The organism is Ideonella sp. P3_A4, assembly GCF_056403075.1.
This window is the reverse complement of sequence record NZ_JBFUGE010000881.1, coordinates 1-2013: the sequence shown is the minus strand read 5'-3', so window position 1 is coordinate 2013 and position 2013 is coordinate 1. Positions and strand designations below refer to the sequence as shown.

General features: G+C 67.1%; 2 protein-coding genes. Both read left to right on the top strand.

The features are described from left to right. Positions 1-1154 (top strand): GH1 family beta-glucosidase (locus AC1DYI_RS34010; RefSeq protein WP_477208518.1); only part of this gene is annotated, 1154 nt, incomplete at its 5' end. A 34-nt stretch (positions 1155-1188) separates the two neighbouring features. Then, positions 1189-2013 (top strand): ABC transporter ATP-binding protein (locus AC1DYI_RS34005; protein WP_477208517.1); only part of this gene is annotated, 825 nt, incomplete at its 3' end.

Below are 2013 nucleotides of genomic sequence, written 5' to 3'. Positions count from 1 at the left end.
ACCTGGACATGATCAAGGGCCTCGGCGTCGATGCCTACCGCTTCTCGATCTCGTGGCCGCGTGTGCGCCCGACCGGCGACGGCGCCTGGAACGAAGCCGGCCTGGCCTTCTACGAAAGCCTGGTCGACGGCCTGCTCGAGCGCGGCATCAAGCCTTGCCTGACGCTGTACCACTGGGACCTGCCGTCGGCATTGCAAGCCAAGGGCGGCTGGGCCAACCGCGACACCGTGCACCGCTTCGTCGAGTACGCGCAAGAGATCGGCCGCCGCTTCGGCGACCGCGCCGAATCGATCACCACCCACAACGAGCCGTGGATCGTTGCCACGCTCGGCCACGAAACCGGCACCTTCGCGCCGGGGCTGAAAAACCGCGCGATGGCGGCACAGGTGTCACACCACCTGCTGCTGAGCCACGGCCTGTCGCTGCAGGCGTTACGGGCGCAGGGCTGCAAGGCGCAACTGGGCATCGTGCTGAACCTGTCGCCCACGTACCCGGCCACCGATTCGGCGGAAGACCACAAGAGCGCCAAGCTGGCCGACGCCCACCTGCTGCGCTGGTACCTCGACCCGATCTTCCACGGCCGCTACCCGCAAGAAGCGCTGGACGACCTCGGCGCCGACGCGCCCAAGGTCGAAGCCGGCGACTTCAAGGCCATCGGCCAGAAGCTGGACTACCTCGGCATCAACTACTACTCGCGTTCGGTCATCAGCGCCAACGGCCACTGGAAAGCCGGCAGCCAGGGCCACGCGCTGACCGACATGGGCTGGGAGGTCTACCCGCAAGGCTTGACGGAGCTGCTGCTGCGCCTGCACCGCGACTACCCCGGCGTGCCGCTGTACATCACCGAGAACGGCGCCGCCTTCAAAGACCAGATCGCCGATGGCCAGGTGCACGACGCCGACCGCACGCGTTACATTGCCGAGCACATCCAGGCGGTGGCCAATGCCATGAAGCAGGGTGCCCCGATCGGCGGCTACATGGTCTGGAGCCTGATGGACAACTTCGAATGGGCCTCAGGCTACGAAAAGCGCTTCGGCATCGTGCATGTCGACTACGAGTCGCAAGCCCGGCACCTGAAGGACAGCGCGTGCTGGTACCGTGACTTCCTGAAGCACCAGCGTATGCTGCGCAGCGGCGCCAAGCTACCGGCCTGACCGGCCACGACGCGACAAGACGAGGGATCTCTCAATGGCACAAGTCTCGCTGCGCGGCCTGCGCAAACGCTTCGGCGACGTCGAGGTCCTGAAGGGCATCGACCTCGACGTGCGCAACGGCGAGTTCATGGTCTTCGTCGGCCCATCGGGCTGCGGCAAGTCGACCACCTTGCGCCTGATCGCCGGGCTGGAAGAGCTGGACGAAGGCGACATCCTGATYGACGGCGCGAGTGCGAAAGACCAGCGGCCGGCCGAGCGCGGCACGGCGATGGTGTTCCAGAGCTACGCGCTGTACCCGCACATGACGGTGGCCGACAACCTGGGCTTCGCGCTGAAGATGGCCGGCGTCGGCAACACCGAACGCAAGGCGCAGGTGCAGCGCGCGGCCGAGACGCTGCGCATCACCGACCTGCTCAAGCGCTTCCCGCGTGAGCTCTCGGGCGGGCAACGCCAGCGCGTGGCGATCGGCCGCGCGATCGTGCGCAAGCCGCGCGTGTTCCTGTTCGACGAACCGCTGTCGAACCTGGATGCCGCGTTGCGCGTGGACATGCGCATCGAGATCTCACGTCTGCACCAGGAGTTGGGCACGACGATCATCTACGTCACCCACGACCAGGTCGAGGCGATGACGATGGGCCAGCGCATCGCGCTGTTCAACAAAGGCCGCATCGAGCAGGTTGGCGCGCCGATGGACCTGTACCGCGCCCCGGCCAACGAGTTCGTCGCCGGCTTCATCGGCTCACCGCGCATCAATCTGATCGACCGGCCGGTGGCTGGCCAGGCCACTGCCGAGCACGGTGCGCTGTGGGACCGACTGGGCCTCGGCGGCGCCCAGCGCGCTGGCCTGCGCCCTGAGCAC